Source organism: Psychrobacter sp. W2-37-MNA-CIBAN-0211 (assembly GCF_040309405.1).
GTDB classification, from domain to species: Bacteria; Pseudomonadota; Gammaproteobacteria; order Pseudomonadales; family Moraxellaceae; genus Psychrobacter; species Psychrobacter glaciei.
The window spans coordinates 1-280 of the sequence record NZ_JBEOOU010000136.1 but is presented as its reverse complement, the minus strand read 5'-3'; the positions used below and the strand labels follow the sequence as shown (position 1 = coordinate 280).

The window sequence follows — 280 nt, the reverse complement described above, 5'->3', positions numbered from 1 at the left end:
GCCGTGGGACGATCACGACCTGCTGCTGACCATCGAGCAGGCGCTGGAGCAGCGCCGTCTGCGTCGCGAAGCGGCGCGGCTGGCGGCCCTCACCGAAGCGCAGAACGACGCGCTGCGCCGGTTCAATACCGACCTCGAAACGCAGGTTCGCGCGCGCACCGAGGAGCTTGGCCAGACCGTGATGTTTCTCGAAGCGGCGCAGAGCGACCTGAAAAGCAGTTTCACCGCGATGGTCCAGGTGTGCGCGAGCATGATCGAGCTGCGCTGCGGGGCCGCGAGC

Annotated in this window: 1 pseudogene; it reads left to right on the top strand. The window is 67.9% G+C overall.

Annotated elements, in window-relative coordinates:
• Positions 1-280 (top strand): annotated as a pseudogene (locus AAEY72_RS14620) (HD domain-containing phosphohydrolase); the annotation flags it as partial.